This window comes from Candidatus Dorea massiliensis AP6 (assembly GCF_964245105.1).
Taxonomy (GTDB): Bacteria; Bacillota; Clostridia; order Lachnospirales; family Lachnospiraceae; genus Laedolimicola; species Laedolimicola intestinihominis.
The window spans coordinates 1-527 of the sequence record NZ_CAXTKW010000057.1; the positions used below are offsets into that span (position 1 = coordinate 1).

The following is a 527-nucleotide window of genomic DNA, read 5'->3' on the forward strand; positions in this document are numbered from 1 at the left end:
TTCTGCTTCGCAGTCTGTTCCATTTTGAGCGCCCCGTCTATGGCACCTTCGATAATCGGCAGGTATTCTTCAGGGCAGAGTTTCAGTTTGTGGCTGACCCGTTGCCGCTGTTCGCTTTCTTCCCGCATGATCTCCGGGTTAAAATACCGTTCCACGGGAAGTCCGCAGATCTTAATCAATTGGATCATCACAGGCAGGCTCGGAATTGCACCTTGATTCTCAATGTTGGCAAGATACCGCCATTCAATCCCAACCATTTCCGCCAATGTTTTTCGTGCCAGACGCTTTGCCTCTCGTGCAGCTTTGACATCTGCGCCGAAGGTTTCAAAACCGGGACAATCTTCAACTTTCGCCATATAGCATCACCCGGTTACATTGTATAATTCATACTTCGCCCGTGGAATGTTGTTATATGCAGGTTAGTTGAAGTTTATAATTCATATTTCGTTCCTTGCATTGTTCGAGAAAGAGAACTATAATGTACTCTGTGGAGGTGCGAAATGGACTATATGACATTGAAAGAGGCC

General features: G+C 46.3%; 1 protein-coding gene. It reads right to left on the reverse strand.

Going from position 1 to position 527, the window contains the following annotated elements; all coding sequences use genetic code 11:
- Positions 1 to 356, reverse strand: a 356-nt coding sequence (locus ACESZP_RS17995) for a helix-turn-helix transcriptional regulator (protein WP_499709959.1), incomplete at its 3' end; no start/stop codon positions are given.
- Positions 357 to 527: the final 171 nt, after the last annotated feature.